27 protein-coding genes are annotated in these 22,961 nt (G+C 70.3%); 16 read left to right on the top strand and 11 right to left on the bottom strand.

Annotated elements, in window-relative coordinates; all coding sequences use genetic code 11:
* Window positions 1-69 precede the first annotated feature (69 nt).
* The 6 genes from ACIBG8_RS52300 to ACIBG8_RS52275 all read left to right on the top strand — a co-directional run bounded on the left by ACIBG8_RS52300 (window position 70) and on the right by ACIBG8_RS52275 (window position 4,781).
* Window positions 70-372 (top strand): urease subunit gamma, encoded by a 303-nt coding sequence (locus ACIBG8_RS52300; RefSeq protein WP_397350901.1) that lies wholly within the window; start codon window positions 70-72, stop codon window positions 370-372.
* Window positions 369-659 (top strand): urease subunit beta, encoded by a 291-nt coding sequence (locus tag ACIBG8_RS52295; RefSeq protein WP_397350900.1) that lies wholly within the window; start codon window positions 369-371, stop codon window positions 657-659. Before ACIBG8_RS52300 ends, ACIBG8_RS52295 begins: the two co-directional genes overlap by 4 nt.
* On the top strand, window positions 652-2,349 hold the full coding sequence (locus ACIBG8_RS52290; protein WP_397350899.1) for an urease subunit alpha: 1,698 nt from the start codon (window positions 652-654) through the stop codon (window positions 2,347-2,349). The genes ACIBG8_RS52295 and ACIBG8_RS52290 overlap by 8 nt, the downstream gene beginning before the upstream one ends.
* A complete protein-coding gene (locus ACIBG8_RS52285; protein WP_397350898.1) occupies window positions 2,349-3,020 on the top strand; it encodes an urease accessory protein UreF in 672 nt (223 codons plus the stop codon). The genes ACIBG8_RS52290 and ACIBG8_RS52285 overlap by 1 nt, the downstream gene beginning before the upstream one ends.
* Before the next feature lie 10 nt (window positions 3,021-3,030).
* The gene (gene ureG / locus ACIBG8_RS52280) at window positions 3,031-3,699 is read left to right on the top strand and encodes an urease accessory protein UreG (RefSeq protein ID WP_397350897.1); all 669 of its coding nucleotides are present in this window, start codon (window positions 3,031-3,033) and stop codon (window positions 3,697-3,699) included.
* Between the two features lie 191 nt (window positions 3,700-3,890).
* Entirely contained in the window at window positions 3,891-4,781 is an 891-nt protein-coding gene (locus tag ACIBG8_RS52275) for an urease accessory protein UreD (protein ID WP_397350896.1), read from the top strand.
* Window positions 4,782-4,914: 133 nt separating this feature from the next.
* Here the strand turns inward: ACIBG8_RS52275 and era are convergent, their stop codons facing one another.
* From era to ACIBG8_RS52235, 8 genes are all read right to left on the bottom strand, one after another.
* Complete coding sequence (gene era / locus ACIBG8_RS52270) at window positions 4,915-5,817, bottom strand: GTPase Era (RefSeq protein WP_397350895.1); 903 nt, start codon at window positions 5,815-5,817, stop codon at window positions 4,915-4,917.
* Window positions 5,814-6,293: an NUDIX domain-containing protein gene (locus ACIBG8_RS52265; protein ID WP_397350894.1), complete on the bottom strand. Its 480-nt coding sequence runs from the start codon at window positions 6,291-6,293 to the stop codon at window positions 5,814-5,816. The genes era and ACIBG8_RS52265 overlap by 4 nt, the downstream gene beginning before the upstream one ends.
* A 7-nt stretch (window positions 6,294-6,300) precedes the next feature.
* Complete coding sequence (locus ACIBG8_RS52260; protein WP_397350893.1) at window positions 6,301-6,621, bottom strand: cytidine deaminase; 321 nt, start codon at window positions 6,619-6,621, stop codon at window positions 6,301-6,303.
* Window positions 6,622-6,632: 11 nt separating this feature from the next.
* Entirely contained in the window at window positions 6,633-7,280 is a 648-nt protein-coding gene (locus tag ACIBG8_RS52255) for a hypothetical protein (protein ID WP_397350892.1), read from the bottom strand.
* 913 nt (window positions 7,281-8,193) lie between these two features.
* Window positions 8,194-9,498: a hemolysin family protein gene (locus ACIBG8_RS52250; protein WP_397350891.1), complete on the bottom strand. Its 1,305-nt coding sequence runs from the start codon at window positions 9,496-9,498 to the stop codon at window positions 8,194-8,196.
* Window positions 9,495-9,971, bottom strand: coding sequence for an rRNA maturation RNase YbeY (ybeY, locus tag ACIBG8_RS52245; protein WP_397350890.1), 477 nt, complete (start codon window positions 9,969-9,971; stop codon window positions 9,495-9,497). The genes ACIBG8_RS52250 and ybeY overlap by 4 nt, the downstream gene beginning before the upstream one ends.
* Window positions 9,968-11,002: a PhoH family protein gene (locus tag ACIBG8_RS52240; RefSeq protein WP_397350889.1), complete on the bottom strand. Its 1,035-nt coding sequence runs from the start codon at window positions 11,000-11,002 to the stop codon at window positions 9,968-9,970. The genes ybeY and ACIBG8_RS52240 overlap by 4 nt, the downstream gene beginning before the upstream one ends.
* Before the next feature lie 94 nt (window positions 11,003-11,096).
* On the bottom strand, window positions 11,097-11,441 hold the full coding sequence (locus ACIBG8_RS52235) for a histidine triad nucleotide-binding protein (protein ID WP_397350888.1): 345 nt from the start codon (window positions 11,439-11,441) through the stop codon (window positions 11,097-11,099).
* A gap of 588 nt (window positions 11,442-12,029) precedes the next feature.
* Between ACIBG8_RS52235 and ACIBG8_RS52230 the strand changes: the two genes are divergently transcribed.
* The gene (locus tag ACIBG8_RS52230) at window positions 12,030-12,509 is read left to right on the top strand and encodes a SigE family RNA polymerase sigma factor (protein ID WP_397351221.1); all 480 of its coding nucleotides are present in this window, start codon (window positions 12,030-12,032) and stop codon (window positions 12,507-12,509) included.
* Complete coding sequence (locus tag ACIBG8_RS52225; RefSeq protein ID WP_397350887.1) at window positions 12,506-13,120, top strand: hypothetical protein; 615 nt, start codon at window positions 12,506-12,508, stop codon at window positions 13,118-13,120. The genes ACIBG8_RS52230 and ACIBG8_RS52225 overlap by 4 nt, the downstream gene beginning before the upstream one ends.
* Here the strand turns inward: ACIBG8_RS52225 and ACIBG8_RS52220 are convergent, their stop codons facing one another.
* Complete coding sequence (locus tag ACIBG8_RS52220; protein ID WP_397350886.1) at window positions 13,121-13,849, bottom strand: 16S rRNA (uracil(1498)-N(3))-methyltransferase; 729 nt, start codon at window positions 13,847-13,849, stop codon at window positions 13,121-13,123. It lies immediately after the preceding gene.
* Window positions 13,850-13,964: 115 nt separating this feature from the next.
* On the opposite strand from ACIBG8_RS52220, the gene ACIBG8_RS52215 reads away from it, so the two are divergent.
* From ACIBG8_RS52215 to ACIBG8_RS52200, 4 genes are read left to right on the top strand one after another with little or no spacing between them, the layout of a single operon-like run.
* Entirely contained in the window at window positions 13,965-16,148 is a 2,184-nt protein-coding gene (locus tag ACIBG8_RS52215; protein ID WP_397350885.1) for a nitrate- and nitrite sensing domain-containing protein, read from the top strand.
* A complete protein-coding gene (locus ACIBG8_RS52210) occupies window positions 16,145-16,564 on the top strand; it encodes a roadblock/LC7 domain-containing protein (RefSeq protein WP_397350884.1) in 420 nt (139 codons plus the stop codon). The genes ACIBG8_RS52215 and ACIBG8_RS52210 overlap by 4 nt, the downstream gene beginning before the upstream one ends.
* Entirely contained in the window at window positions 16,558-17,004 is a 447-nt protein-coding gene (locus ACIBG8_RS52205; RefSeq protein WP_397350883.1) for a DUF742 domain-containing protein, read from the top strand. The genes ACIBG8_RS52210 and ACIBG8_RS52205 overlap by 7 nt, the downstream gene beginning before the upstream one ends.
* Window positions 16,988-17,545 carry a GTP-binding protein gene (locus ACIBG8_RS52200; RefSeq protein WP_397350882.1) on the top strand — a complete coding sequence of 186 codons (558 nt, stop codon included), beginning with the start codon at window positions 16,988-16,990 and terminating at the stop codon, window positions 17,543-17,545. The genes ACIBG8_RS52205 and ACIBG8_RS52200 overlap by 17 nt, the downstream gene beginning before the upstream one ends.
* On the opposite strand, the gene dnaJ is transcribed toward ACIBG8_RS52200, so the two are convergent.
* Both dnaJ and hrcA read right to left on the bottom strand, forming a co-directional pair.
* The gene (gene dnaJ, locus ACIBG8_RS52195) at window positions 17,532-18,671 is read right to left on the bottom strand and encodes a molecular chaperone DnaJ (RefSeq protein WP_397350881.1); all 1,140 of its coding nucleotides are present in this window, start codon (window positions 18,669-18,671) and stop codon (window positions 17,532-17,534) included. The two genes, ACIBG8_RS52200 and dnaJ, sit on opposite strands and share 14 nt — an antisense overlap.
* Window positions 18,672-18,682: 11 nt before the next feature.
* Entirely contained in the window at window positions 18,683-19,702 is a 1,020-nt protein-coding gene (hrcA, locus tag ACIBG8_RS52190) for a heat-inducible transcriptional repressor HrcA (RefSeq protein WP_397350880.1), read from the bottom strand.
* A gap of 136 nt (window positions 19,703-19,838) precedes the next feature.
* On the opposite strand from hrcA, the gene ACIBG8_RS52185 reads away from it, so the two are divergent.
* Genes ACIBG8_RS52185 through ACIBG8_RS52170 form a run of 4 tightly spaced genes read left to right on the top strand, consistent with a single transcriptional unit; the run spans window position 19,839 to window position 22,830 of the window.
* On the top strand, window positions 19,839-20,459 hold the full coding sequence (locus ACIBG8_RS52185) for a hypothetical protein (RefSeq protein ID WP_397350879.1): 621 nt from the start codon (window positions 19,839-19,841) through the stop codon (window positions 20,457-20,459).
* A gap of 53 nt (window positions 20,460-20,512) precedes the next feature.
* Window positions 20,513-21,352 carry a hypothetical protein gene (locus ACIBG8_RS52180; protein ID WP_397350878.1) on the top strand — a complete coding sequence of 280 codons (840 nt, stop codon included), beginning with the start codon at window positions 20,513-20,515 and terminating at the stop codon, window positions 21,350-21,352.
* A gap of 20 nt (window positions 21,353-21,372) precedes the next feature.
* A complete protein-coding gene (locus ACIBG8_RS52175; RefSeq protein ID WP_397350877.1) occupies window positions 21,373-22,185 on the top strand; it encodes a DUF3097 domain-containing protein in 813 nt (270 codons plus the stop codon).
* Window positions 22,186-22,209: 24 nt separating this feature from the next.
* On the top strand, window positions 22,210-22,830 hold the full coding sequence (locus ACIBG8_RS52170; protein ID WP_397350876.1) for a DUF4870 domain-containing protein: 621 nt from the start codon (window positions 22,210-22,212) through the stop codon (window positions 22,828-22,830).
* Window positions 22,831-22,961 lie beyond the last annotated feature (131 nt).

The following is a 22,961-nucleotide window of genomic DNA, read 5'->3' as shown; positions in this document are numbered from 1 at the left end:
TAGTCTTTGGAAACCGACCCGACATGGTCGTGCAACACCGGGGTAACGGCCGATCTCTAGGGTCCGGTCATGCGGCTTACCCCACACGAGCAGGAGCGGCTGCTCATCCACGTCGCCGCCGGGGTCGCGCGCGACCGCCGGGCCAGGGGGCTGCGGCTCAACCATCCCGAGGCGACCGCGATCATCGCGTCCTTCCTCATGGAGGGGGCCAGGGACGGGCGTACGGTGGCCGACCTCATGCAGGCGGGGCGCGGGGTGCTGGACCGCGCCGACGTCATGGAAGGCGTGCCGGAGATGCTGGAGTCGGTGCAGATCGAGGCCACCTTCCCAGACGGCACGAAGCTGGTCACCGTACACAGGCCGATCCCGTGATCCCGGGCGAGTTCCTCCTCCACGAGGTGCCGATCCCGCTGAACCCCGGGCGGGAGCGGGTGACCCTCAGGGTCGTCAACACCGCGGACCGGCCCGTTCAGGTCGGGTCGCACTACCACTTCGCCGCCGCCAACCCGGGGCTGGAGTTCGACAGGGAGGCGGCCCGCGGCATGCGGCTCGACGTGCCCGCGGGCACGGCGGTCAGGTTCGAGCCGGGCGTCGAGCGGGACGTGACGCTCGTGCCGCTGGGCGGGGCCCGCGTCGTCCCTGGACTGCGCCTTGACTGAGATCTCCCGCGCACGCTACGCGGCCCTCTACGGCCCGACCACCGGCGACCGGATCAGGCTCGCGGACACCGACCTGTTCATCGAGGTCACCGAGGACCTCGCCATGGGACCGGCCGGGGCGGGCGACGAGGCGGTGTTCGGCGGCGGCAAGGTGATCCGCGAGTCCATGGGCCAGGGGCTGCTCACCCGGTTCGAGGGAGCGCCCGACCTGGTGATCACCGGGGCGGTGATCCTCGACCACTGGGGCGTCGTGAAAGCCGACGTCGCGGTCAGGGACGGCCGCATCCAGGCCATCGGCAAGGCCGGGAACCCGGACACGATGTCCCACGTCGACATCGTGATCGGCCCGTCCACCGAGATCCTCGCGGGCAACGGCAAGATCCTCACCGCCGGGGCCGTCGACTCGCACGTGCACCTCATCTGCCCGCAGATCCTCGACGAGGCCATCGGGTCGGGCGTCACCACGATCGTGGGCGGCGGCACCGGGCCGGTCGAGGGCACCAAGGCGACCACCGTCACCGGGACCTGGTACCTGGGGCGCATGCTGGAGTCGCTCGACGCCTACCCGCTGAACTTCGCGCTGCTCGGCAAGGGCAACACGGTGTCTGTTGAGGGGCTGCGCGAGCAGCTCGTCGCGGGCGCGTCGGGGTTCAAGCTGCACGAGGACTGGGGCACCACGCCCGCCGCGATCGACGCCTGCCTGCGGGTGGCCGACGCGTCCGGCGTGCAGGTCACCATCCACACCGACACGCTGAACGAGGCCGGGTTCGTCGAGTCGACCCTGTCCGCGATCGGCGACCGCATGATCCACGCGTACCACACCGAAGGGGCCGGGGGCGGGCACGCGCCGGACATCATCCGCGTAGCTTCCTACGGAAATATCCTGCCTTCATCGACGAACCCCACCCGCCCGCACACCGTCAACACCCTCGACGAGCACCTCGACATGCTCATGGTCTGCCACCACCTCAACCCGTCGATCCCCGAGGACCTGGCGTTCGCCGAGTCGCGCATCAGGCCGTCGACCATGGCGGCCGAGGACATCCTGCACGACATGGGCGCCATCTCGATGATCGGCTCGGACTCCCAGGCCATGGGCCGCATCGGCGAGACCATCATCAGGACCTGGCAGACCGCGCACGTCATGAAGAACCGCCTCGGCGGCCTCTCCGACAACCTGCGTGCGCGGCGCTACGTCGCCAAATACACCATCTGCCCGGCCATCGCCCACGGGCTGGAGGCCGAGGTCGGGTCGGTTGAGGTCGGCAAGCTCGCCGACCTCGTGCTCTGGGATCCGGCGTTCTTCGCGGTCAAGCCCACCCTCGTGCTCAAGGGCGGGGTGGTGGCGTGGGCGCAGATGGGCGACGCCAACGCGTCCATCCCGACGCCGCAGCCGGTGATGCCGCGGCCGATGTTCGGCGCCTCCCCGGTGACGGCGGCGGCCACGTCGGTGCACTTCGTGTCGCCGCAGGCGGTGGAGTCCGGGCTGTCGGAACGGCTGGCCGTACGGCGGCGCCTGGTTCCCGTGGCCGACGTGCGGCGGCGGGGGAAGGCGTCGATGCCGCTCAACGACGCGATGCCGCGGATCGAGGTGGCGCCGGACACGTTCTCGGTCCGCATCGACGGGACGCTCGTCGAGCCGGCTCCTGCGGTCTCCCTGCCCCTCACCCAGCGATACTTCCTGTTCTGATGAACCCGGCGTTGCTGCTGCTCACCGACTCGCGTCTCCCGGCTGGAGGTCATGCCCACTCGGGGGGCGTCGAGCGGGCCATCGTCTCGGGGGGCATTGACTCCCTCGAGACGCTGGCCCGTTTCCTCACCGGCCGCCTGCACACCAGCGGCCTCGTCGCCGCCTCGTTCGCCGCAGCCGCCTGCTCTGCTTCGGCTCCCTGCGGCCGCCCGTCTCCGGGAGCGGCGCCTTCCTGCGACGCGTGGACGTCACTCGACGCCGAGCTCGACGCCCGCACGCCGTCGCCCGCCCAGCGGGAGGCGTCACGGACCCAGGGCAGGCTGCTGCTGCGCGTGGCCCGGCGGCTGTGGCCGTCCCCCGTGCTCGACACGATGCCCCAGAGCCCTCACCACCCGATCGTCCTGGGCGCGGTGGCGCACGCGGCGGGACTGTCCCCCGAGGACGCCGCCCTCGCGGCCGCCTACCACTCCGTCACGGGCCCGGCCACCGCGGCGGTCCGCCTGCTCGGCCTCGACCCCGTAGAGGTGCACAGGCTCCTCGCCACCCTCGCCCCCGACCTGGACCAGGTGACCAGAACCGCGCAGGAGGGGCTGTCCGCCGCCTCGGCGCCCCTGCTCGACCTGCTGGCAGAACAGCACACCAAGGCAGAAATCCGGCTTTTCATCTCCTGAGGGGTGTTCCATGGGTGCCGATCACGACGACCACCACCACGCGCCGGACGGCCACGGCAGGGCGCTCCGCCTGGGCATCGGCGGCCCTGTGGGCAGCGGGAAGACCGCCCTCGTCGCCGCGCTGTGCCGTACCCTCGGCCAGACGTTGCGGCTCGGCGTGGTCACCAACGACATCTACACCACCGAGGACGCCGACTTCCTGCGCAAAGCCGGGGTGCTCTCCCCGGACCGCATCGTCGCCGTCGAGACCGGCTGCTGCCCGCACACCGCGATCCGCGACGACATCGCCGCCAACCTCGACGCGGTGGAGACGCTGGAGGAGCGGTTCTGGCCGCTGGACCTGGTGATCGTGGAGAGCGGCGGCGACAACCTGACGGCGACCTTCAGCAGAGGACTGGCGGACCGGCAGATCTTCGTGCTGGACGTGTCGGGGGGCGACAAGGTCCCGCGCAAGGGCGGTCCCGGCGTCACCTCGGCCGACCTGCTGGTGGTGAACAAGACCGACCTCGCGCCGATGGTGGGTGCGGACCTGACCGTCATGTCCCGCGACGCCAAGGCGGTGCGGGACGGCAAGCCAGTGCTTTTCACCTCAATCAGGGAGGAGCCTGGCGCGCACGCCGTCTCGGAGTGGGTCTCCGGCCTCGTCACCTCCTGGGCCCACGACCACCCCACCCCATGACCCACCCCACCCAACAGGCCCTCTCTCCGAGCCAGCCCGCCCTCCCATCAGACCGGCAGGCCCCCTCACCGGGACAGGCTGCTCTCCCGTCAGACCAGCAACCCCCCTCTCCAGGGCAGCCGTTCCTTTTGGCGGCACCCCCTACCGGGCGGCGGGGGATGCGTGCGTTGGCGGGTGTGAGGACGGCGCTCGTGAACGGTCGTACGGCGCTGCCGGTGCTGCGGTCCGCCCCGCCGCTCACCCTGCGCCAGACCGGCCCCCACACCGTGCACCTGATCTCCACCGCCGCAGGCCCCCTGGGCGGCGACCACTTCGAGCTCGACCTCGACGTCGCCGAAGGGACCACGCTGGAGGTGGCGTCCGTGGCGAGCACCCTCGTCCTGCCCGGCGACGGCGAGTCACTCATGCGCGTGACCGCCCGAGTCGCCGACGGCGCGACACTCCACTTCCTCCCCGAGCCGACCGTGCTCGCCGCCGGATGCACCCACCGCATGGAGGTACGGCTGGCCCTGGAGGGAACCGCGCAGGTGTGGTGGCGCGAGGAAATCATCTTCGGCCGGTACGGCGAAGCCCCCGGCACCTGTCACACCCGCTTCGACGCCACAGTGGACGGCCACCCCCTGCTGAGCCAGGAACTCACCACAGGCGACCCGAGACTCAACACCTCACCAGCCGTCTACAACTCCGCCACCTGCATAGGCACACTCCTCCTCGCAGGCCCCCACCCCGGCCCCGCGAAAACCCACTCCAGGTCCGCAAAAACCGACCCGGAGTCCACGGAAACCCACTCAGGGCCCGCGCAACCCGACCCCGGTGGAACCCACCTCGGGTCCGCAGAAACCAACCCAGAGGCCACGGAAACCCACACCAGGCCCGCGAAACCCGGCGGAACCCACTCTGGGCCTGCCGGGACCCGTCCCTACTCCGCGGAAACCCATCCCCGGGTCTCCCACGTGGCTGACGGGGTCGCCGTCCTGCCCTTGGCCGGTCCAGGCACGCTCGTGTCCGCGCTCGCCCGCGACGCCGTGGAGCTCCGCCGACGCCTCACCTGGGGCCATGCAGCCCTGACGTCGCCGCCCTAACGTCCACCGCTTTGACCTCGCCGCCCTAACGTCCACCGCTTTGACCTCGCCGCCGTGACGTCCGCCGCTTTGACGTCCGCCGCCTTGACGTCGCCGCCCTGACCGCGGCCGCCCCCACCGCCCAGCCGGTCGATCAGTCGTAGAAGCCCAGTCGCCGGAGCTGCTTCGGGTCGCGTTGCCAGTCCTTGGCCACGCTGATCCGCAGGTCGAGATACACCCGAGTCCCCAACAGCGCCTCGATCTGCTTGCGCGCCCGCGTCCCCACGTCGCGCAGCCGTTCCCCCTTGTGCCCGATCACGATCGCCTTCTGCGACGGCCGTTCCACGAACATGTGCGCGTAGATGTCCAGCAGGTCGTCACGCCCCTCCCGGGGCAGCATCTCGTCGACCACGACCGCGATCGAGTGCGGCAGCTCGTCACGCACGCCCTCCAGCGCCGCCTCCCTGATCAGCTCCCCCACCAGCACCTGCTCGGGCTCGTCCGTGAGCTGCCCGCCCTCGTACAGCGGCGGCGACTCGGGCAGCCGCTCGATCAGCAGGTCGGCCAGCACGTCGAGCTGCTCCCCCGACTTCGCCGACACAGGCACGATCGCCGCGAACTCCGCCACCTGCGACAACGCCAGCAACTGCTGCGCGATCTGCTCCTTGGACGCCGTGTCGCACTTGGTGACCACCGCGATCACCGGCGTCTTCTTCACCGCGCCCAGCTTGTCGGCGATGAACCGGTCGCCCTTGCCGATCGGCTCGTTGGCGGGAACGCAGAAGCCGATCACGTCGACCTCGGTCAACGTGGAGAGCACCAGGCTGTCGAGACGCTCGCCGAGCAGCGTGCGCGGGCGGTGCAGGCCCGGCGTGTCCACGATGATCAACTGGGCGTCCGGGCGGTGCACGATGCCCCTGATCACCCGCCTCGTCGTCTGCGGCTTGGAGGACGTGATCGCCACCTTGGTGCCGACCAGGGCGTTCATCAGCGTGGACTTACCGACGTTGGGCCGTCCCACGAAACAGGCGAATCCGGCGCGATGGTTACTGGTCACGCTATGAATTCTCTCGTATCCCGCCACCAGGCGAAGACATCGGGCAGCACAACGGGCGCCCAGGCGGGGGACGGCAGGGCTGCGGCCTCGTCTTCGGTGACGAATCTGGCCGCGCCGATCTCCTCGCCGTCGGGCCTGATGGCACCGCCGACAAGGGCGCAGCCGTACACCGCGTTGACGTAGGCGCACTCGTGACCGTTGGGATAAGTCGTGCGGAACTCCGGCCCGCCGTACACACCGATCAGGCCGCGCACCTCGATGTCGATGCCGATCTCCTCGCGCAGCTCCCTGACCACGCAGTCGTGCGGCCGCTCGTCCGGGTCGACGCCGCCGCCCGGCGCCGCCCAGAGGCCCGTGTCGAGGTGATGGGCCAGCAGCAGCCTGCCCTGGTCGTCGAACACGCACCCGGTGACGGCGGGCAGCATGAGCAGCGAGGTGCCCACCTTGGCACGCAGCCCGGCGAGGAAGGGCGACATCGCCACGTCAGCCCCGCAGGGTGCCGTCGGGGGCCGCCACGAACAGCGCCTTGGCGCCCAGCTCGTTGACCACCGCCTGGTCGTCGGCGCTGGCCGCTTGCTCGGCCGTGACCAGCGCCGCTGCCTCCAGCGACTGCGCGCCGCTGGCGACCGCCATCGCCACGGCCACCTGGACGGCCGACAGCGTCAGCGATTCCAGCGCGACGTTGGTCGCCGCGTAGGTGCGGCCGGTCTCGTCACGTACGGCTGCGCCTTCGAGCGAGCCGTTGCGCGCCCTGGCGGAACGGGCCAGGGTGATGATCTTGCTGTCTTCGGGATCGAGTGTCACGCCACCCAAGGTTAGTCAGCCATGCCGACAACGGCGCGGGCGAGGCTCTGCGTGCGCTTGGCGTCGACCTTGGCGAGCCCGGTGTGGACCAGCGAGATGATGGTGTCGCCCTGGCGGACGAGGACGAGATTGAGCGCGTACGGATAACCGTTCAGCCGACCGCGGAACTGCGCCCCGACCGCCTCGTCCCCCAGCTCGCCGACGGGCAGCTCGCTCTCGCGGAACTCCGTCCCCTTGGCGGCCTCGAGCCCCGGGCATCCGTCGAGCGACTTGCCGAGGTCCTTGAGATGCCACTCGGCCTCCTCGCCGGAGTAGCTGGCCAGCCCGACGGCGGCCACCTCGCCCAGCACGTCACCCTGGAAGGTGGCCGCTGCCTGCGCCACGAGCGCCCTGGTCGGCGCGCGGCCTCCGGCGGTGTCGAAGACGGCGCGGCAGTCCCGGTCGGCGGCCTTGAACGGCGGGCGCCAGGCGGCCCGCGGGCGCACCGAGAACCCGTCGGGCAGGGCGGGCGCCTTGTACAGGATCTGGCGCAGGCGCGTCATCTCCTGGGACGTCTCGGTGTCGGCCAGCCCGGCGGCGCCGGAGCCACAGCCGGTGAGGCTCGCACCGGCCAGCCCGCAGGCGACGGCCAGGCCGATGATCCGCAGTACGCGCGTCATGATCTCCCCCGATGATCGCTACGCCGACCGCATTCCTGCCCCGCCCCCGAACCAGGCAATCCACCGCTCTCACCAACTATCCCCAAAACCCCGCCTTGTACGGAGATCCCCCCACAACCCCCAACCCCATAAGCGAAGAACCCCCCAAACCCCCAACCCAAGCCCCTCAACCCAAGCCTCAAGCCCCTCAACCCCAACCCCAACCCCAAGCCCCCAACCAAGCCCAGCCCCAGCCCCAAGCCCACCGAGGACCCATAGGGCACAGACCCCAGAGGGACCTCCGGGACGCACACCCTCGGATGCATCACAGGAAGCAGATGTGAGACCCAAGGGCACGAGACCCCAACCCCACATCGAGGACGTCAGGGCAAAGCATTTGGCGGCGGCGCGTGGGCGGGGGCGGCGTCAGGGCGCGGAAAGCCTTTGGCGTGAGATGTCAGGGCATGAAAAGCCCTTGATGTGCGATGTCACGGCGAGCAACGCGTCGGGGTGATGGCGGAGAGAGCGGGAAGCGCCTGACGCAGCGATGTTACGGCGGGCCATGCGTCCGACCGAGTGCCATGAAAGAGGCCGGTCACGCACGTCGGCGGGTGGCTGTCCCCCGGCTCCGCCGTACCCCCAAGAAAGGGGCGGGTGTCCCCTGGCTCCGCCGTACCCCCAAGAAAGCGGCGGGTGTCCCTCGGCTCCGCCATACCCCCAAGAAAGCGGCGGATGTCCGCACCAACAAGGAGGTTTCCAGAAAACGTAAAGCGCGCCCCGATGCCCGGGACGCGCTTACGTTGTGTGGGTGGTGATCACCCACTCCCCCCGGGTCGTCCTCGCACCGCGAACCCCTCCCGGTGTCCGGATGACCCCTTTTCGACACCCACCGCACTGGGTGTCGAGACAAATACTGATCCACCCCACTTGCAGATCACTTGTAATCGGCTTGCCCTGAAATCAACCCATCCCCGGGCGGTTCCTCCTCGGGCACCCGCCGCACCAGCACCGTCCCGATCCGGTTGCGACGCCCGGCCAAGCTCTCCGCCGTCAGCTGCAACCCCGACACCACAGCCTCCGACCCCGCGATGGGCACCCGCCCCAGCGCGTGCGCCAGCAGCCCGCCCACCGTCTCCACGTCGTCCACCTCGAGGAGGATGTCGAACAACTCCCCCAGCTCGGAAACAGGCATCCGCGCAGTCACCCGCATCGCCCCGTCCGGCTGCGGCTCCACCCGCGGCGCCTCCTGGTCGTACTCGTCGGTGATCTCCCCGACGATCTCCTCCAGGATGTCCTCGATGGTCACCAGCCCGGCCGTCCCGCCGTACTCGTCGATGACGATCGCCAGGTGCGTCTGCTTGGCCTGCATCTCCCGCAGGAGCTCGTCGATCGGCTTGCTCTCCGGCACGTACGTGGCGGGACGCATGATCGACTCGATCTTCTCCTCGCCGGAGCTCTCCCGCGACTCGTGCAGCTTGCGGGTGACGTCCTTGAGGTAGGCGATCCCGATGACGTCGTCCTCGTTCTCCCCCACCACGGGAATGCGCGAGAACCCGCTGCGCAGCGCCAGCGACATGGCCTGGTCCAGCGTCTTGGCCCGGTCGATGAACACCATGTCCGTGCGCGGCACCATGACCTCGCGCACCAGCGTGTCGCCCAGCTCGAACACCGAGTGGATCATCTCGCGCTCGTCCGGCTCGATCACCCGGCGCTCCTCGGCCAGGTCGACCAGGTCGCGAAGCTCCGCCTCGGAGGTGAACGGCCCGTCGCGGAACCCCTTGCCCGGCGTCACCGCGTTGCCGAGCAGGATGAGCAGCTTCGGCAGCGGCCCGAAGATCCGGGTCAGCCCGTAGACGAGCGGCGCGCTGGCCAGCGCGATCGGCTCGGCGTGCTGGCGGCCCAGCGTGCGCGGCGAGACCCCGACGATCACGTAGCTGACCACGATCATCACGGCGGCCGCAGCCGCGTAGGCCCAGCCCTGGTCGCCGAGCAGGTCGATGAAGAGCAGCGTGGCGATCACCGTGGCGACCAGCTCGCAGCTCAGCCGGAGCAGCAGGAGCAGGTTCAGGTAGCGCGGCGGGTCGGCGACGATGGCCTGCAGCCGCAGGGCGCCGCGCCGCCCCTCGCGGACGAACTCCTCGGCGCGCACCCGGGAGATGCGGGTCAGCGCCGTCTCCGCGCTGGCGATCAGGCCACCGATCACCACGAGAGCGATGGCCGAAGGCAACCAGCCGTTCACCGGGGGGTGCGCACCTCCCGCCACGACTCGAGCAGCTGCCCCTGGATCCCGAACATCTCCTTGTGCTCCTCGGGCTCCGCGTGGTCGTAGCCGAGCAGGTGCAGGATGCCGTGCGTGCACAGCAGCTCCAGCTCGTCCTGGGCGCTGTGCCCCGCCTCGGCCGCCTGCCTGGCCGCCACCGGCGGGCAGAGCACGACGTCGCCGAGCAGCGCGGGGTCGGCGGGCGCGTCGGAGTCGCCGCGCGCGCCGCCGCCGGGACGCAGCTCGTCCATCGGGAAGGCGAGCACGTCGGTCGGACCTGGCTCGCCCATCCACTTCTCGTGCATCTCCGCCATCGCGTCCTCGTCGACCACGAGGATCGACAGCTCGGCGAGCGGGTTGATCTCCATGCCCGCCAGGACGTGACCGGCGAGGGCGACGAGGCGCTCCTCGTCGACCTCCACGCCGGACTCGTTGTTGATCTCTATGCTCATCGGCGGTTCCCCCGCTGCTGCTGCTTGATCGGCTTGGGCTCCTGGAGCGCGTCGTAGCGGCCGTAGGCGTCGACGATGTCGCTCACCAGCTTGTGCCGCACCACGTCGGAGCTCGTCAGCCGGGCGAAGTGGATGTCGGGGATGCCGTCGAGGATGTCCTGGACCACGCGCAGGCCGCTGGTCGTGCCCGAGGGCAGGTCGACCTGCGTGACGTCACCCGTGACCACGATCTTGGAGTTGAAGCCGAGCCGGGTCAGGAACATCTTCATCTGCTCGGCCGAGGAGTTCTGCGCCTCGTCGAGGATGATGAACGCGTCGTTCAGCGTACGGCCGCGCATGTAGGCCAGCGGCGCGACCTCGATCGTCCCCGCCGCCATGAGCTTGGGGATCGAGTCGGGGTCGACCATGTCGTGCAGCGCGTCGTACAGCGGGCGCAGGTAGGGGTCGATCTTCTCGTAGAGCGTGCCCGGCAGGAAGCCGAGCCGCTCACCGGCCTCGACGGCCGGCCGGGTCAGGATGATCCGGTTGACCTTCTTCTCCATCAGCGCGCGTACGGCTTTCGCCATCGCGAGATAGGTCTTGCCGGTGCCGGCAGGGCCGATGCCGAAGACGATCGTGTGCTTGTCGATGGCGTCGACGTAGCGCTTCTGGTTGACCGTCTTGGGCCTGATGGTGCGGCCGCGGGAGGACAGGATGTCGAGGGACAGCACCTCGGCGGGCCGGTCGGAGGTCATCTTGAGCATGGCGATGCTGCGCTCGACGCCGTCCGCCGTCAGCTCTGCGCCGCCGCGCACGATCTCGACCAGCTCCTCGAACAGGCGCACGACGGCGCTGCTCTCCTCGGGGCTGCCGGTGATGGTGATCTCATTGCCACGGACGTGGATGTCGGCGCGGAAGGCGCCCTCGATGACGCGCAGGAGCTCGTCACGGGAGCCCAGGAGGCTGACCATCGGGTATTCGTCCGGAATCAGCACCTTCGCCTGTGTGCGGGATGGCGGGGCTGATCTGCGGGATTCGTTTAGCTCGGACATGGGCAGGCCTTCTGGCCTGATGCCTCCCGGTCTCGGGTGTGGTGTCTCTGGGCCTCCATCGTAGCCGGGACCAGCCAGAAGGGGCCCGTCAATATCACCCGGGCGGCCAGGTCAGGCTACGCCCGCCGAGAACATGGGCGTGCACGTGGAAGACCGTCTGGCCGGCGTCGGGGCCGGTGTTGAACACGACCCGGTAGCCGGAGTCGGCCACGCCGTCGAGCTCGGCGACGGTGTGGGCGGTCTTGAGCACCTCGTCGGCGAGGCCGCCGTCGGCCTCGGCGAGGGCACGCGCGTTGGCGTGGTGCTCGCGCGGGACCACCAGCACGTGGGTGGGCGCCTGGGGGTTGATGTCGCGGAAGGCGAGCGTGCTGTCGTTCTCGTAGACGATCGTGGCCGGGATCTCCTTGGCCACGATCTTGCAGAAGAGGCAGTCCGTCACCCGCCCACCCTATCGACCACCCGACCCACCCGGTTGCCCACCTCGCAGGGCGCTCCCGCCGCCCGGTGCGAGGTCTTTTCAGGAACCTTCCTCAAGGGCGCACGCCGCCCCTGAGAGCGCACGCCGTACAGGGCTGGGCTCCTTCAAAAGAGCGCCCGCCCTCCTGAGAGCGCAGGTCCTCTTGCGAGTGCACGCCTCACAGGGCGAGGCTCCTTTAGAAGAACGCCCGCCCTCCTGAAGACGCGCGCCGCTGCGGAGGGCGCGCGCCGTACGGGGCTGGGCTTCTTCTGGAGCACGCTCTGAAGGCGGCGCGGGGCTCACGGGAGCTCGTTGCCAATCGGTAATCCACGCCACCGTGCGTAGAAAGATCCCTGCGGGTTAGGGTGTGTGTGCGACACTTCAGCCGATAATTACGTCGATTCAGGGTCGGGCGAGGCCACCTGGCGAGGATACGACTGGGTCATGCCCCCTAAGGAACCGGAAGAGCGTAAACCCTCTGGGAGGGCTCAGCGTCCTACTGATGTGACCACCGAAACCCTTCTGGCCGACAGGTCGTTGGGGGCGGTGCAGGTCGGGTGGGACGCCGATATGGCTGTGACTGCGCTCTACAGTGCGCACTTTCGGTCATTGGTACGTCTCGCTGTGTTGCTAGTTCGCGATATAGCAACAGCGGAGGAAGTCGTGCAGGATGCGTTCGTCGCCATCCATGGCGCCTGGCGCAGATTACGCGACCCCGACAAAGCACTCGCCTACCTGCGGCAATCTGTCGTCAACCGGTCCCGTTCCGTGCTGCGTCACCGCGCGGTCGTCGAGAAGTACGCACCCAAGGGCCTGCCCGACGCCCCGAGCGCCGAAAACGGCGCGATCGGCGAACTTGAACGTTCTGCCGTGATCGAGGCGCTAAGGTCCCTGCCAGCGCGACAGAGAGAGGCGCTTGTCCTTCGCTATTACGGTGATCTGTCGGAAGCGGAGATCGCCCACGCGATGGGCATCAGCAAGGGCGCGGTCAAGAGCCACACCGCACGTGGCATGGCCGCACTGCGATCTGTCCTGGAGAAGATGTCATGACCCTGTCCCCCGACGAGCACGGCGACATCCTGCGCCGTGTGCTCCGCGCGGAGGCGGACGCGGTCGTGCCTTCTCCCGAAGGCCTGGAGATCATCCGCGCGCGGATCGACCGCCGGGGCGTCCGCAACCTGTTCTGGTGGCGTGCGGGCGCGGCCGCGGCGAGCGCCGTCCTGGTGGCGGGCACGATCGTCATGATCGTTCCCGAGCTGCGCGAGAACGTGGTCCCCACCGAGATCCTGGGCCACACCGAGTCCGCCACCCCGCCGCCGAACAAGTCGTCCACCAGCAGGCCCCAGACGCCCAAGAACACCCAGCGGGGCCAGTCCCCGCCGGTGATGGTGGTCACGCCGGACTCGACGCCCCCGCTGCCCGCGGAGACCGCCGAGTCCACCAAGAAGCCCGCTCCCACCCCGACGCCGACCTCCACCCCGTGCCCGACGGCCGCCGAGGAGCCGGCGACCGAGGACTGCCCGGGAGAAACACCGACGCCGACCCCGTCGGCGACCCCCACGGACGAGCCGACCCCGACGTGCCCCGCCGAGGAGTGCCCGCCTGAGGACCCGGCTCCCTCGGTGACCGACGCGACCCCCATCAGCCCCAACGGAGGCTGATCACCAACGCCCGGTGCGGGCCATGACCACGGCCGCCGCCGCCACCCCGGCGGTCGAGGTCCGCAGCACCGTGGGCCCGAGCAGGGCGGGTACGGCTTTCGCCGCCGTGAACGCGTCGATCTCCTCGCGCGAGATCCCCCCTTCAGGCCCCACCACGAGCACGACGTCACCGGCCGCGGGCAGCGCGAGGGACGCCAGCCCGGACGCGGCCTCCTCGTGCAGCACCACCCCCAGCGCCGCCTCCCCCAGCAACGACGCCACCTGCCCGGTGGACATCAGCGGCGGCACGGACGGCAGGTGGAACCGCCTGGCCTGCTTGCCCGCCTCCCGTGCCGTGGACCGCCACCGCGCCAGGGCCTTGTCCGCCCGGTCGCCCTTCCACTGCGTCACGCACCGCGCGGCCGCCCAGGGCACGATCACGTCGACCCCGGCCTCGGTCATCATCTCGACGGCCAGTTCTCCCCGGTCCCCCTTGGGCAGCCCCTGCACGACGACCAGCCGCACCGCCGGCGGCTCCACGACGTAGCGCCGCGAGACCGACAGCCGCAGCGAGTCCTTCAGCGCCTCCAGCACCTCGCACTCGGCGACGGCCCCCGCCCCGTCGGTCAGGTCGAGCCGCTCCCCCACCCGCATCCGGCGCACGGCTGCCGCGTGCCGCCCCTCGGGACCGTCCAGGACGATCTCCCCGGAAACCCCCAGGTCACTGGCCAGAAATACCGGCACCGTCACAGGTTCTCACCTCTCAGTAATATCCGGATTCTTACAATCGGTAGCCAAATGAACACGCAAGCAATACCGTAAACGCTCTCCGACGTCACTCTATGAGGGGCTGCCGATGCCCAGAATGAGCGCACGCCACCGCAGACGCCTCCACTGGCCGCAGTCGATCAGGGCGAGGCTGAGCGTGATCCTCGCCATCCCGACGATCCTGCTGATCAGCGTCGCAGGCGCGGGCGTGGCCGCGCAGATCAACGCCAGGACCGACGCCGACGCCACCGCGCGCCACGTCGACCTCGTGCTGGCCAGCCAGGAGCTGGTCCACTCGCTGCAGCGCGAGCGCGGGCTGACCGTCGGCCTGCTCGGCGGCGAGGCGCGCTTCCGCACCGACCTCGACGGTCAGCGCGCCACCACGGACAAGGCGCGGACGGCGCTGAACCCGCTGCTGGCCGACCAGACCGTGCCAGGCGTGGGCGAGGTGCGCACCGCGCTGGAGCGCCTGTCCTCGCTCGCCTCGCTGCGCGCGGCGGCCGATGCCAGGGCCACCACCAAGCAGGAGGCCTTCGGCTTCTTCACCACCACGATCGGCGCGATCATCGACGCGTCGTTCAGCGTGGACGTGGGCAGGAGCGACCCCGGCCTGGTGCGCGGGCTGCAGGCGCTGGAGGCGCTCAGCCGCGCCAAGGAGTCCACCGGCCAGGAGCGCGCCACGGTCAACGGCGCCTTCGCCGCCGGTTCGTTCACCTCCGAGGAGTACGTCCGGTTCCTGGAGATCCGCGCCGCCAAGATCGACGCCTTCGACCGGTTCAACCGCCTGGGTACGCAGAAGCAGACCGGCGCGCTGAGCCTCGCCCAGCAGGGCCACCCGGCCACCACGACCGCCTCGATGGAGCTGCGCGCCGTGGCAGGTTCCGCGGGACAGCGCCTGAACGTCAGCCCGCGCGCCTGGTACACGGCGATCACCGCCTACATCGACGCACTGCGCGACGTGCAGCGCGCCACCGGCGACGACGTCAGGGCGCTGGCCGTGGACAACAGGGAACGCGACACGCAGCGCCTGGTCGCGCTGGTCATCATCGTGGTCACCCTGCTGCTCGGCGCGGTCCTGCTGGCCATCGTGACCTCGCGGGCCATCCTGCGCCCGCTGCGCCAGCTGACCGGCGAGGCCAACGACGTGGCCGAGCGCGGGCTGCCCGAGGCGGTGGCGCGCATCCAGGCGGCCCCCGACGGGGAGGAGCCGGAGCGGCTGGGCTTCGACTCGCCGCTGACCGCGCGCGACGACGAGTTCGCCGAGGTGGCCGGCGCCCTGCAGAACGTGCACGAGACCGCGGTACGGCTGGCCGCTGAGCAGGCCGTGCTCCGCAGGAACACCGCGGAGTCGCTCGCCAACCTCGGCAGGCGCAACCAGAACCTCGTGCGCCGCCAGCTCGGCTTCATCACCGCGCTGGAGCGCGACGAGTCCGATCCCAACGCGCTGGCCAACCTCTTCGAGCTCGACCACCTGGCCACCCGCATGCGCAGGAACGCCGAGAGCCTCCTGGTCCTGGTCGGCGAGCGCAGCCCGCGCCGCTCGTCCGAGCCGGTCGCCGTGGGCGACGTGCTGCGCTCGGCGCTGGCCGAGGTGGAGGACTACCGGCGCGTGGTGCTGCGCAGGGTCGACGACGCGATGATCAGGGGCCCCGTCGTCGCCGAGGTGGCACACCTCGTGGCCGAGCTGGTGGAGAACGCGCTGGTGTTCTCCCCGCCCGACCAGAGCGTGGAGATCCAGGCCAGGATGGACGGCGGCGAGTACCACGTCGCCATCGTCGACCAGGGCCTGGGCATGACCGTGGAGGAGCTCGGCACGGCCAACGCCAGGCTGCGCGGCGAGCAGAGCTTCCTGGTGGCGCCGACGCGCTACCTGGGCCATTACGTGGTCGGCCGGCTGGCAGAACGCCTCGGGGTGCGGGTGTGGCTGCACGAGTCGCCGCTCAACGGCATCACCGCCCGGGTGGTGCTGCCCGCCGAGCTGCTGGTGCGCGAAGCCGTACCGGCCAAGGAGCCTGAACAGGAGCGGGTCCTCGTGTCCGTCACCCCAGTACCAGCGCCGGCGCCCCCGCCGGAACCCGAACCGGAACCCGAAGCGGCGCAGGGGACCACGGCCAACGGCCTGGTGCGGCGCGTGCCGCGCACGCGCACCCACCGCCGCGCCGACGAGCCCGTCTACGCGGCCCTGGTGAGCGAGACGGTCCCGGAACGGTCGCCGGAACGGGTCAGGACGATGCTCGACTCTTTCCGGTCAGGGGTGCGTGAAGGGGAGGAAGGCCGATGAACGGCACCACGGAGACGCAGAACTTCAACTGGCTGCTGGCCAACTTCGTCAGGGGCACCGACGGCGTCTCCGACGCGGTGGCCGTCTCCTCCGACGGGCTGCTCATGGCCATGTCGGACGGCCTGACCAGGGAGGGCGGCGAGCAGCTCGCGGCCATCGTGTCCGGGCTGGCCAGCCTGTCGAAGAGCGCGGCGCGCAAGTACGGCTTCGACGGGCTGCGGCTCGTCATGGTCGAGATGAACAAGGGCTTCCTGCTGGTATCGGTCATCTCCGACGGCAGCTGCCTGGGCGTGCTGGCCACGGGCAGCTGCGACCTGGGCCTGGTGGGGCACGAGATGGCGGTGCTCTGCGACCGGGCGGGCGACCTGCTCACGCCGCAGATGATCGCCTCGCTGAAGAGCGCGCTGCCATGCTGAACGATCCCGACCACCGGCTGCCCGACCCGCGCATGATCAACGTGCGTTACGAGCAGCCGGCCAGGTGGCCGGGCGCGCAGGAGCGCCAGCCGGAGATCGTCGAGTCGGACGGGGACGTGCTGCGCCCCTTCATCATCACCGGCGGCCGCACCAGGCCGGTCGACGACCGGCTGCGCATGGAGACCCTGGTGACCGCGGCGCCCGCCGCCCTGGTGGCGCCGCTCGGCTTCGAGCGCGGGCAGATCGTGCGCCTGTGCCAGCGGCCCCTGTCGGTGGCCGAGGTGTCCGCCGCGCTGAAGGTGCCGATCGGCGTGGCCCGCGTGCTCATCGCCGACCTGGTGTCCGAGCGCCTGCTGGTGCCGCACGCCCACGTGACCCTTGGCGAGGTTCCCTCGCGTGACCTGCTGGAAAGGATCCGTGACGGTGTCCGTTCACTCTGACGTCAGCACACTCTCCGCGAAGATCGTCGTCGCGGGCGGCTTCGGCGTCGGCAAGACCACGTTCGTCGGGTCGATCTCCGAGATCGAGCCGCTGACCACCGAGGCGGCCATGACCGAGGTGGCCGCCGACGTCGACGACCTGTTCGGGGTGGAGGAGAAGACCACGACCACGGTCGCCTTCGACTTCGGGCGGGTCACCCTCAAGGGCGACATCGTCCTCTACCTGTTCGGCACGCCGGGGCAGGAGCGGTTCGCCTTCCTGTGGGACGACCTGGTCGACGGCGCGCTGGGCGCGATCGTGCTGGTCGACACGCGCAGGATCGACCACTGCTACCCGGCGATCGACTACTTCGAGGAGCGGCAGATGGCGTTCACCGTGGCGGTGAACACCTTCGAGGGCGCCGCGCGGTTCGACCTGGCCGAGGTGCGCGACGCCCTGGGCGTCGGCGACGCCGTACCGTTCGTCGAGTGCGACGCCCGGGACAGGGAGTCCGTCAAGGAGGCCATCGTGGTCCTCCTCGACGACATCATCGCCCGTTGAACGCGTCTCTCAGCCGGGAGAAGAAGCCCTGCTGACCCGGGGCGAACTTGCCCGGCGGGCGCTCCTCGCCCCGTAGCTTGGCCAGCTCGCGCAGGAGCTCCTCCTGCGCGGGCTCCAGCTTGTTCGGCGTCTCCACGTTCACGTGGATGAGCAGGTCGCCGCGCCCCGACTCGTTGAGCCGCTGCACGCCGCGCCCGAACATCGAGATGACCTGGCCGGACTGGGTGCCCGGCCGTACGTCGATCTCCTCGGCGCCGTCGAGCGTCTCCACGGTCAGGATCGTGCCCAGCGCGGCAGCCGTCATCGGGATCTGCACGGTGCAGTGCAGGTCGTCGCCGCGGCGCTCGAAGATCTCGTGCGGACGCTCGACGATCTCCAGGAACAGGTCTCCGGGCGGGCCACCGCCGGGACCGACCTCGCCCTCGCCGGCGAGCTGGATGTGCGTGCCGTCCTCGACGCCGGCCGGGATGCGGACCTTGATCGTACGGCGGGTCCGCACGCGGCCGTCGCCCGAGCACTCCTGGCAGGGGTGGCGGATGATCGAGCCGAAGCCGCCGCACTGCGGGCAGGGCCGCGAGGTCATGACCTGGCCCAGGAAGGACCTGGTGACCTGGGAGATCTCGCCGCGCCCGCTGCACATGTCACAGGTGTCGGGGTGCGTGCCCGGCGCGGTGCCCGCGCCGGAGCAGACCTCGCATAGGACGGCCGTGTCGACGACCAGCTCGCGGGTGGTGCCGAACGCGGTTTCCTTCAGGTCCAGCTCGACTCTGATCGTCGCGTTGCGTCCCCTGCGGGCGCGGGAGCGAGGGCCGCGCTGGCCACCACCCGCCGCGCCGAAGAAGGCGTCCATGATGTCGCTGAACGGGAAGCCCGCTCCGAAGCCGCCGGCCCCCGCGCCGGCGCCCGCGCCGCCGAAGGGGTCGGCGCCCAGGTCGTACATCTGGCGCTTGTTGGGGTCGGACAGCACCTCGTAGGCCTGCGTGATCTCCTTGAACCGCTCCTGAGTCGCGGGATCGGGGTTCACGTCCGGGTGCAGCTCGCGAGCCAGCCTGCGGTAGGCCTTCTTGATCTCGTCCTGACTGGCGTCACGGCGTACCCCGAGGGTGCCGTAGTAGTCGTTTGCCACTTATCGACCTCTTAAGAAGCAGCCAGGATCTGGCTGACGTAGCGTGCCACTGCGCGCACGGCGCCCATCGTTACGGGATAGTCCATCCGCGTCGGACCCAGCACGCCCAAACGGGCCAATTGCTTGTCGCCAGAACCGTATCCGGTCGCGACGATGGACGTACCACGGAGTCCGCTATACGGGTTTTCCGAGCCGATCCGCACGGTGAGCGCGGACGGCGTGTCTGTTCCAGTCTCACCGAGCAGCCGCATGAGCACGACCTGCTCCTCCAGCGCTTCGAGCACGTCGCGCAGCCCGCTGCTGAAGTCGGCTCCCGCCAGGTTGGCCGCGCCGGCGAACACGATCTTCTCGTCGTGCCGCTCGACCAGCGTCTCCAGCAGCACCGACAGGATCGTGGCCGCGGCGGGCCGGTCCTCCACGGGCAGCCGTCCCGGCAGGTCGGCCACCAGGTCGGGGACGTTGACCAGCCCGCACCCGTCCAGGCAGGCGTTCAGCACGGCGCGCAGGTGCGCGACGCGCGAGTCCTCTATGCCTTCAGGCAGTTCGATGACCCGCTGCTCCACCCGGCCCGTGTTGGTGATCAGCACGAGCATCACGCGGCGGTCGGTCAGCGGGACCAGCTCGACGTGGCGCACGGTGGAGTGCGACAGCGTCGGATACTGCACCACGGCCACCTGCCTGGTCAGCTGCGCGAGCAGCCGGACCGTGCGGGTGACGACGTCGTCCAGGTCGACCGCGCCGGCCAGGAACGTCTCGATGGCCCGCCGCTCAGCCCCGGACAGCGGCTTGACCTGGGAAAGCCTGTCCACGAAGAGCCGGTAGCCCTTGTCCGTCGGCACCCGGCCCGCGCTGGTGTGGGGCTGGGTGATGTACCCCTGCTCCTCCAGCGAGGCCATGTCGTTCCTGACCGTCGCGGGAGAGACGTTGAGGTTGTGCCGCTCGGCCAGCGCCTTGGAGCCCACCGGTTCGTTGGTGGACACGTAGTCTTCGACGATGGCGCGGAGCACCGCGAGTTTCCGATCATCGAGCACGTGCTCACCTCCCTTTCAGGGAAACGCCAGGTCTAGCACTCTGTGTTCCCGAGTGCCAAGTGTACGGCTCTCGCCCGCAAGGTGCGATAAAGCGTCCTGACAGGGAAACGCAACCGGTCGATCGCAGACTGCGCTCATGACCTACGGTCCCCCCCATCCTTACGGGCCGCACTACGGCCCGCCGCCCGTTTTCACGCCGGTTCCGCCGATCAAGCCGAGCGTCGGCTGGATCGTCGGCGCCTGGGTCGCCGCCGTGCTGATCGGCGCGGGCGCGTTCGTCTTCGGGCTGATCGGCGTGTTCACCACCACGGCCACCAGCCTGCTCGGGTCCGCGCCCACCTCGACGTTCTCCAGCGGGCAGACCGTGACGGTCACCCTCGACCCGGCCGACGGGCCCGGCATCTACGCGGACGCCTTCCCGATGGAGACCGCGTGCACGGTCAAGGGCGGCACCGCCAGCCCGGTCGCGTCGGGCAGCCAGATCGCCGCGGGCAACGGGACGTTCTGGATGCGGGAGTTCACCCTCAAGGTGCCGGTGAAGGGCGACTACCAGGTGACGTGCACGGCCGACGACTACACGGGCCGGTTCGGCGTCTCCCGGGACAGCGCTGCCGACGCCAGGGAGGCCTCGGCGGCCAACGGCTTCTACAAGGCCGTGATGCTGGGCGTGCCGGTCGGGCTGCTGGTCGCGGCCGGCGTGGTGAACGTGCTCGTGGTGGTGCGCCGGGGGCAGAACCGCAGGGCGATGGGACGATGATCCGCAATTCACCTGCTAGCGGGCTACAAGCCCAAGGGCCCACACTTCTTGACATGACCGTCGAACCACCACCGGGCGACCCGACCCGGCGCGTCAACCCTGACGAGCGCCCGCCGTACGGGCAGCCTCCGCAATACGGACCTCCGCAGCAGTACGGCCCGCCGCCCCAGCAGCCGCCACCGCCGCCTTACGGCCAGCCCCAGCCCTACGGTCAGCCGCCCTCAGGCCCCTACGGCCAGCCGCCCTCAGGCCCCTACGGGCAGCAGCCTCCTTACGGCCAGCAGCCGCCGCAATACGGTCAGCCTCCCTACGGCCAGCCGCCCCAGTTCGCCCAGCCCCCCTACGGCCAGCCGCAGCAGAAGGTCAAGCCGGGCCTGTGGTGGATCGCCGTCGGCTGGGGCGTGGCCATCGTGAGCGTGATCGTCGGGGTCGTCGTCTTCGGCGGCGGGGTCATCAGCAGCGCCGCCAGCGCGGCCCCCAGCAGGACCTTCGCCCCAGGCGAGGCGGTCACCGTCAGCCTCGACCCGGCCGAGCACCCGGCGCTGTACCTGTCCAAGGGGCAGGCCGTGCACTACAAGTGCCAGTTCGCCACGGAAGGCCCCAAGTTCGTGGCGCCGACGGGCACGCAGACGGTGAACAACTGGGAGCTCATCCAGCTGCTCAACGTCCCGAAGAAGGGCGACTACCAGCTCACCTGCACGATCGAGGAGCAGGGCGCGAGCACCAAGTTCGGCATCGGCCGCGACCTGGCCTCCGCGGCGGGCGGCATCGTGGGCGGTGCGCTCGCGCTGATCCTCGTCCCGGCCGCCGGGGTGCTGTTCGCGATCGTCATGACCGTCGTGGTTCTCGTACGGCGCGGCAGTGCCCGCAAGCGCCTCGCGACGATGAGGTGATTTGCTACGGTCCCCGTGTGATGAGCAGGTACGAAGGTGACGTCCTCGCAGGAGACTGGCGGCGACCCGGGCAGGGCAAGATCCCCCAGGTGCCCGCCGAGCTCGATCTCGTCGTGGAAGACGCGGACAGCGGCTTCTGCGGCGCGGTCGTGGCCTGCGACAAGGAGGCGGTCACGCTGGAGGACCGGTTCGGCAAGCGCCGCCTGTTCCCGCTCGCGCCCGCCGCGTTCCTGCTGGAGGGCAAGGTGGTGACGCTGGTGCGCCCCGCTGCGGGGGCTCCGGCGAAGCGGCGCAGCGCCTCGGGGTCCGTGGCCGTCGAGGGGCTGCGCGCCCGGGTGGCGCGGGAGAGCCGCATCTACGTCGAGGGCGTGCACGACGCCGCCCTCGTGGAGAAGATCTGGGGCCACGACCTGCGGGTCGAGGGGATCGTCGTGGAATACCTGGAGGGCGTCGACGACCTTCCGGCGATTGTGGAGGCGTTCGAGCCTGGACCTGGCCGGAGGCTGGGCGTGCTGGTCGACCACCTGGTGGCCGGGTCCAAGGAGAGCAGGATCGCGGCGCGGGTCACCTCGCCTGAGGTGCTGGTCGTCGGGCATCCGTTCATCGACATCTGGCAGGCGGTCAAACCCTCGGTGCTGCGCATCCCCGCGTGGCCTGACGTGCCGAAGGGGGTGCCGTGGAAGGAAGGCGTGATCGCCGCCCTCGGGTGGCGGCTGGAGCCGTACGAGGCGTGGAAGCGGATCCTCGGCGCCGTGAACAGTTACGCAGATCTCGAACCGGAGCTGCTCGGCCGGGTCGAGGAGCTCATCGATTTCGTGTCAAGCCCTGATTAATCCCCCAACGGCTGAGGAGTAGCCATGAGCCAGCCCCAGGACGACGACGCCACCCGGCGCGTGCCCCCACCGTCAGGTCCCCAGGGACCGCCCCCGTCGGGCCCGCAGGGACCTCCGCCGTCGGGCCCGCAAGGGGGCTACGGGTACGGCCAGCCTCCGACGCCGCCGCCGGGCTACCAGCCCGGTCCGCCTCCTGGCTACCAGCAGGGCCCTCCCCCGGGCTACCAGCAGGGTCCTCCCCCCGGCTACCAGCAGCAGCCTCCTTACGGCTACTCAGCGCCCCAGCCGAGGCCGCCGCACGTGCCCGGCGTGTACGGCCCGCGTCCCGGCTCCGACGACACCACGATGGCCATGCTGGCCCACCTGCTCGGCCTGCTCGTGTCGTGGATCGGCCCGCTGGTCATCTACCTCATGAAGAAGGACGAGTCCCCCTATGTCAGGGACCAGGCGGCCGAGGCGCTGAACTTCCAGCTCACCATGTTCATCGGGTACATGGTGTGCTTCGTCCTGGCGTTCGTGCTCATCGGCTTCCTTCTGCTGCCGGTGGTGTGGCTGGTCTCGCTGATCTTCCACATCCAGGCGGCGATCGCCACCAACAAGGGCGAGAACTACCGCTACCCGTTCGCCATCCGACCCATCAGCTAGGACCGTGGGCCCCCCGGGGGGGGGGGGCCCCCCCCCCCCGCCCGGGGGGGGTACCGGGTGGGGGGGGGGGCGGGGGGGGTGACCCTGTTAGCCGCCCCCGGGGGGCCGGTGCCGCCGGCGGCCCCCCTGTA

Origin of the sequence: Nonomuraea sp. NPDC050556, assembly GCF_044457355.1 — a bacterium.
GTDB lineage: Bacteria > Actinomycetota > Actinomycetes > Streptosporangiales > Streptosporangiaceae > Nonomuraea.
Note: the sequence above shows the minus strand (reverse complement) of the source record. Positions and strands in the feature narration are given on the sequence as shown.

Coding starts and splice junctions, on each gene's coding strand:
- ACIBG8_RS52300 (WP_397350901.1), top strand. CDS start 70: ATGCGGCTTACCCCACACGAGCAGGAGCGGCTGCTCATCCACGTCGCC.
- ACIBG8_RS52285 (WP_397350898.1), top strand. CDS start 2,349: ATGAACCCGGCGTTGCTGCTGCTCACCGACTCGCGTCTCCCGGCTGGA.
- ureG (WP_397350897.1), top strand. CDS start 3,031: ATGGGTGCCGATCACGACGACCACCACCACGCGCCGGACGGCCACGGC.
- ACIBG8_RS52265 (WP_397350894.1), bottom strand. CDS start 6,293: ATGTCGCCCTTCCTCGCCGGGCTGCGTGCCAAGGTGGGCACCTCGCTG.
- ACIBG8_RS52255 (WP_397350892.1), bottom strand. CDS start 7,280: ATGACGCGCGTACTGCGGATCATCGGCCTGGCCGTCGCCTGCGGGCTG.
- ybeY (WP_397350890.1), bottom strand. CDS start 9,971: ATGAGCATAGAGATCAACAACGAGTCCGGCGTGGAGGTCGACGAGGAG.
- ACIBG8_RS52240 (WP_397350889.1), bottom strand. CDS start 11,002: ATGTCCGAGCTAAACGAATCCCGCAGATCAGCCCCGCCATCCCGCACA.
- ACIBG8_RS52230 (WP_397351221.1), top strand. CDS start 12,030: ATGGCTGTGACTGCGCTCTACAGTGCGCACTTTCGGTCATTGGTACGT.
- ACIBG8_RS52225 (WP_397350887.1), top strand. CDS start 12,506: ATGACCCTGTCCCCCGACGAGCACGGCGACATCCTGCGCCGTGTGCTC.
- ACIBG8_RS52215 (WP_397350885.1), top strand. CDS start 13,965: ATGAGCGCACGCCACCGCAGACGCCTCCACTGGCCGCAGTCGATCAGG.
- ACIBG8_RS52210 (WP_397350884.1), top strand. CDS start 16,145: ATGAACGGCACCACGGAGACGCAGAACTTCAACTGGCTGCTGGCCAAC.
- ACIBG8_RS52205 (WP_397350883.1), top strand. CDS start 16,558: ATGCTGAACGATCCCGACCACCGGCTGCCCGACCCGCGCATGATCAAC.
- ACIBG8_RS52185 (WP_397350879.1), top strand. CDS start 19,839: ATGACCTACGGTCCCCCCCATCCTTACGGGCCGCACTACGGCCCGCCG.
- ACIBG8_RS52180 (WP_397350878.1), top strand. CDS start 20,513: ATGACCGTCGAACCACCACCGGGCGACCCGACCCGGCGCGTCAACCCT.
- ACIBG8_RS52175 (WP_397350877.1), top strand. CDS start 21,373: ATGAGCAGGTACGAAGGTGACGTCCTCGCAGGAGACTGGCGGCGACCC.
- ACIBG8_RS52170 (WP_397350876.1), top strand. CDS start 22,210: ATGAGCCAGCCCCAGGACGACGACGCCACCCGGCGCGTGCCCCCACCG.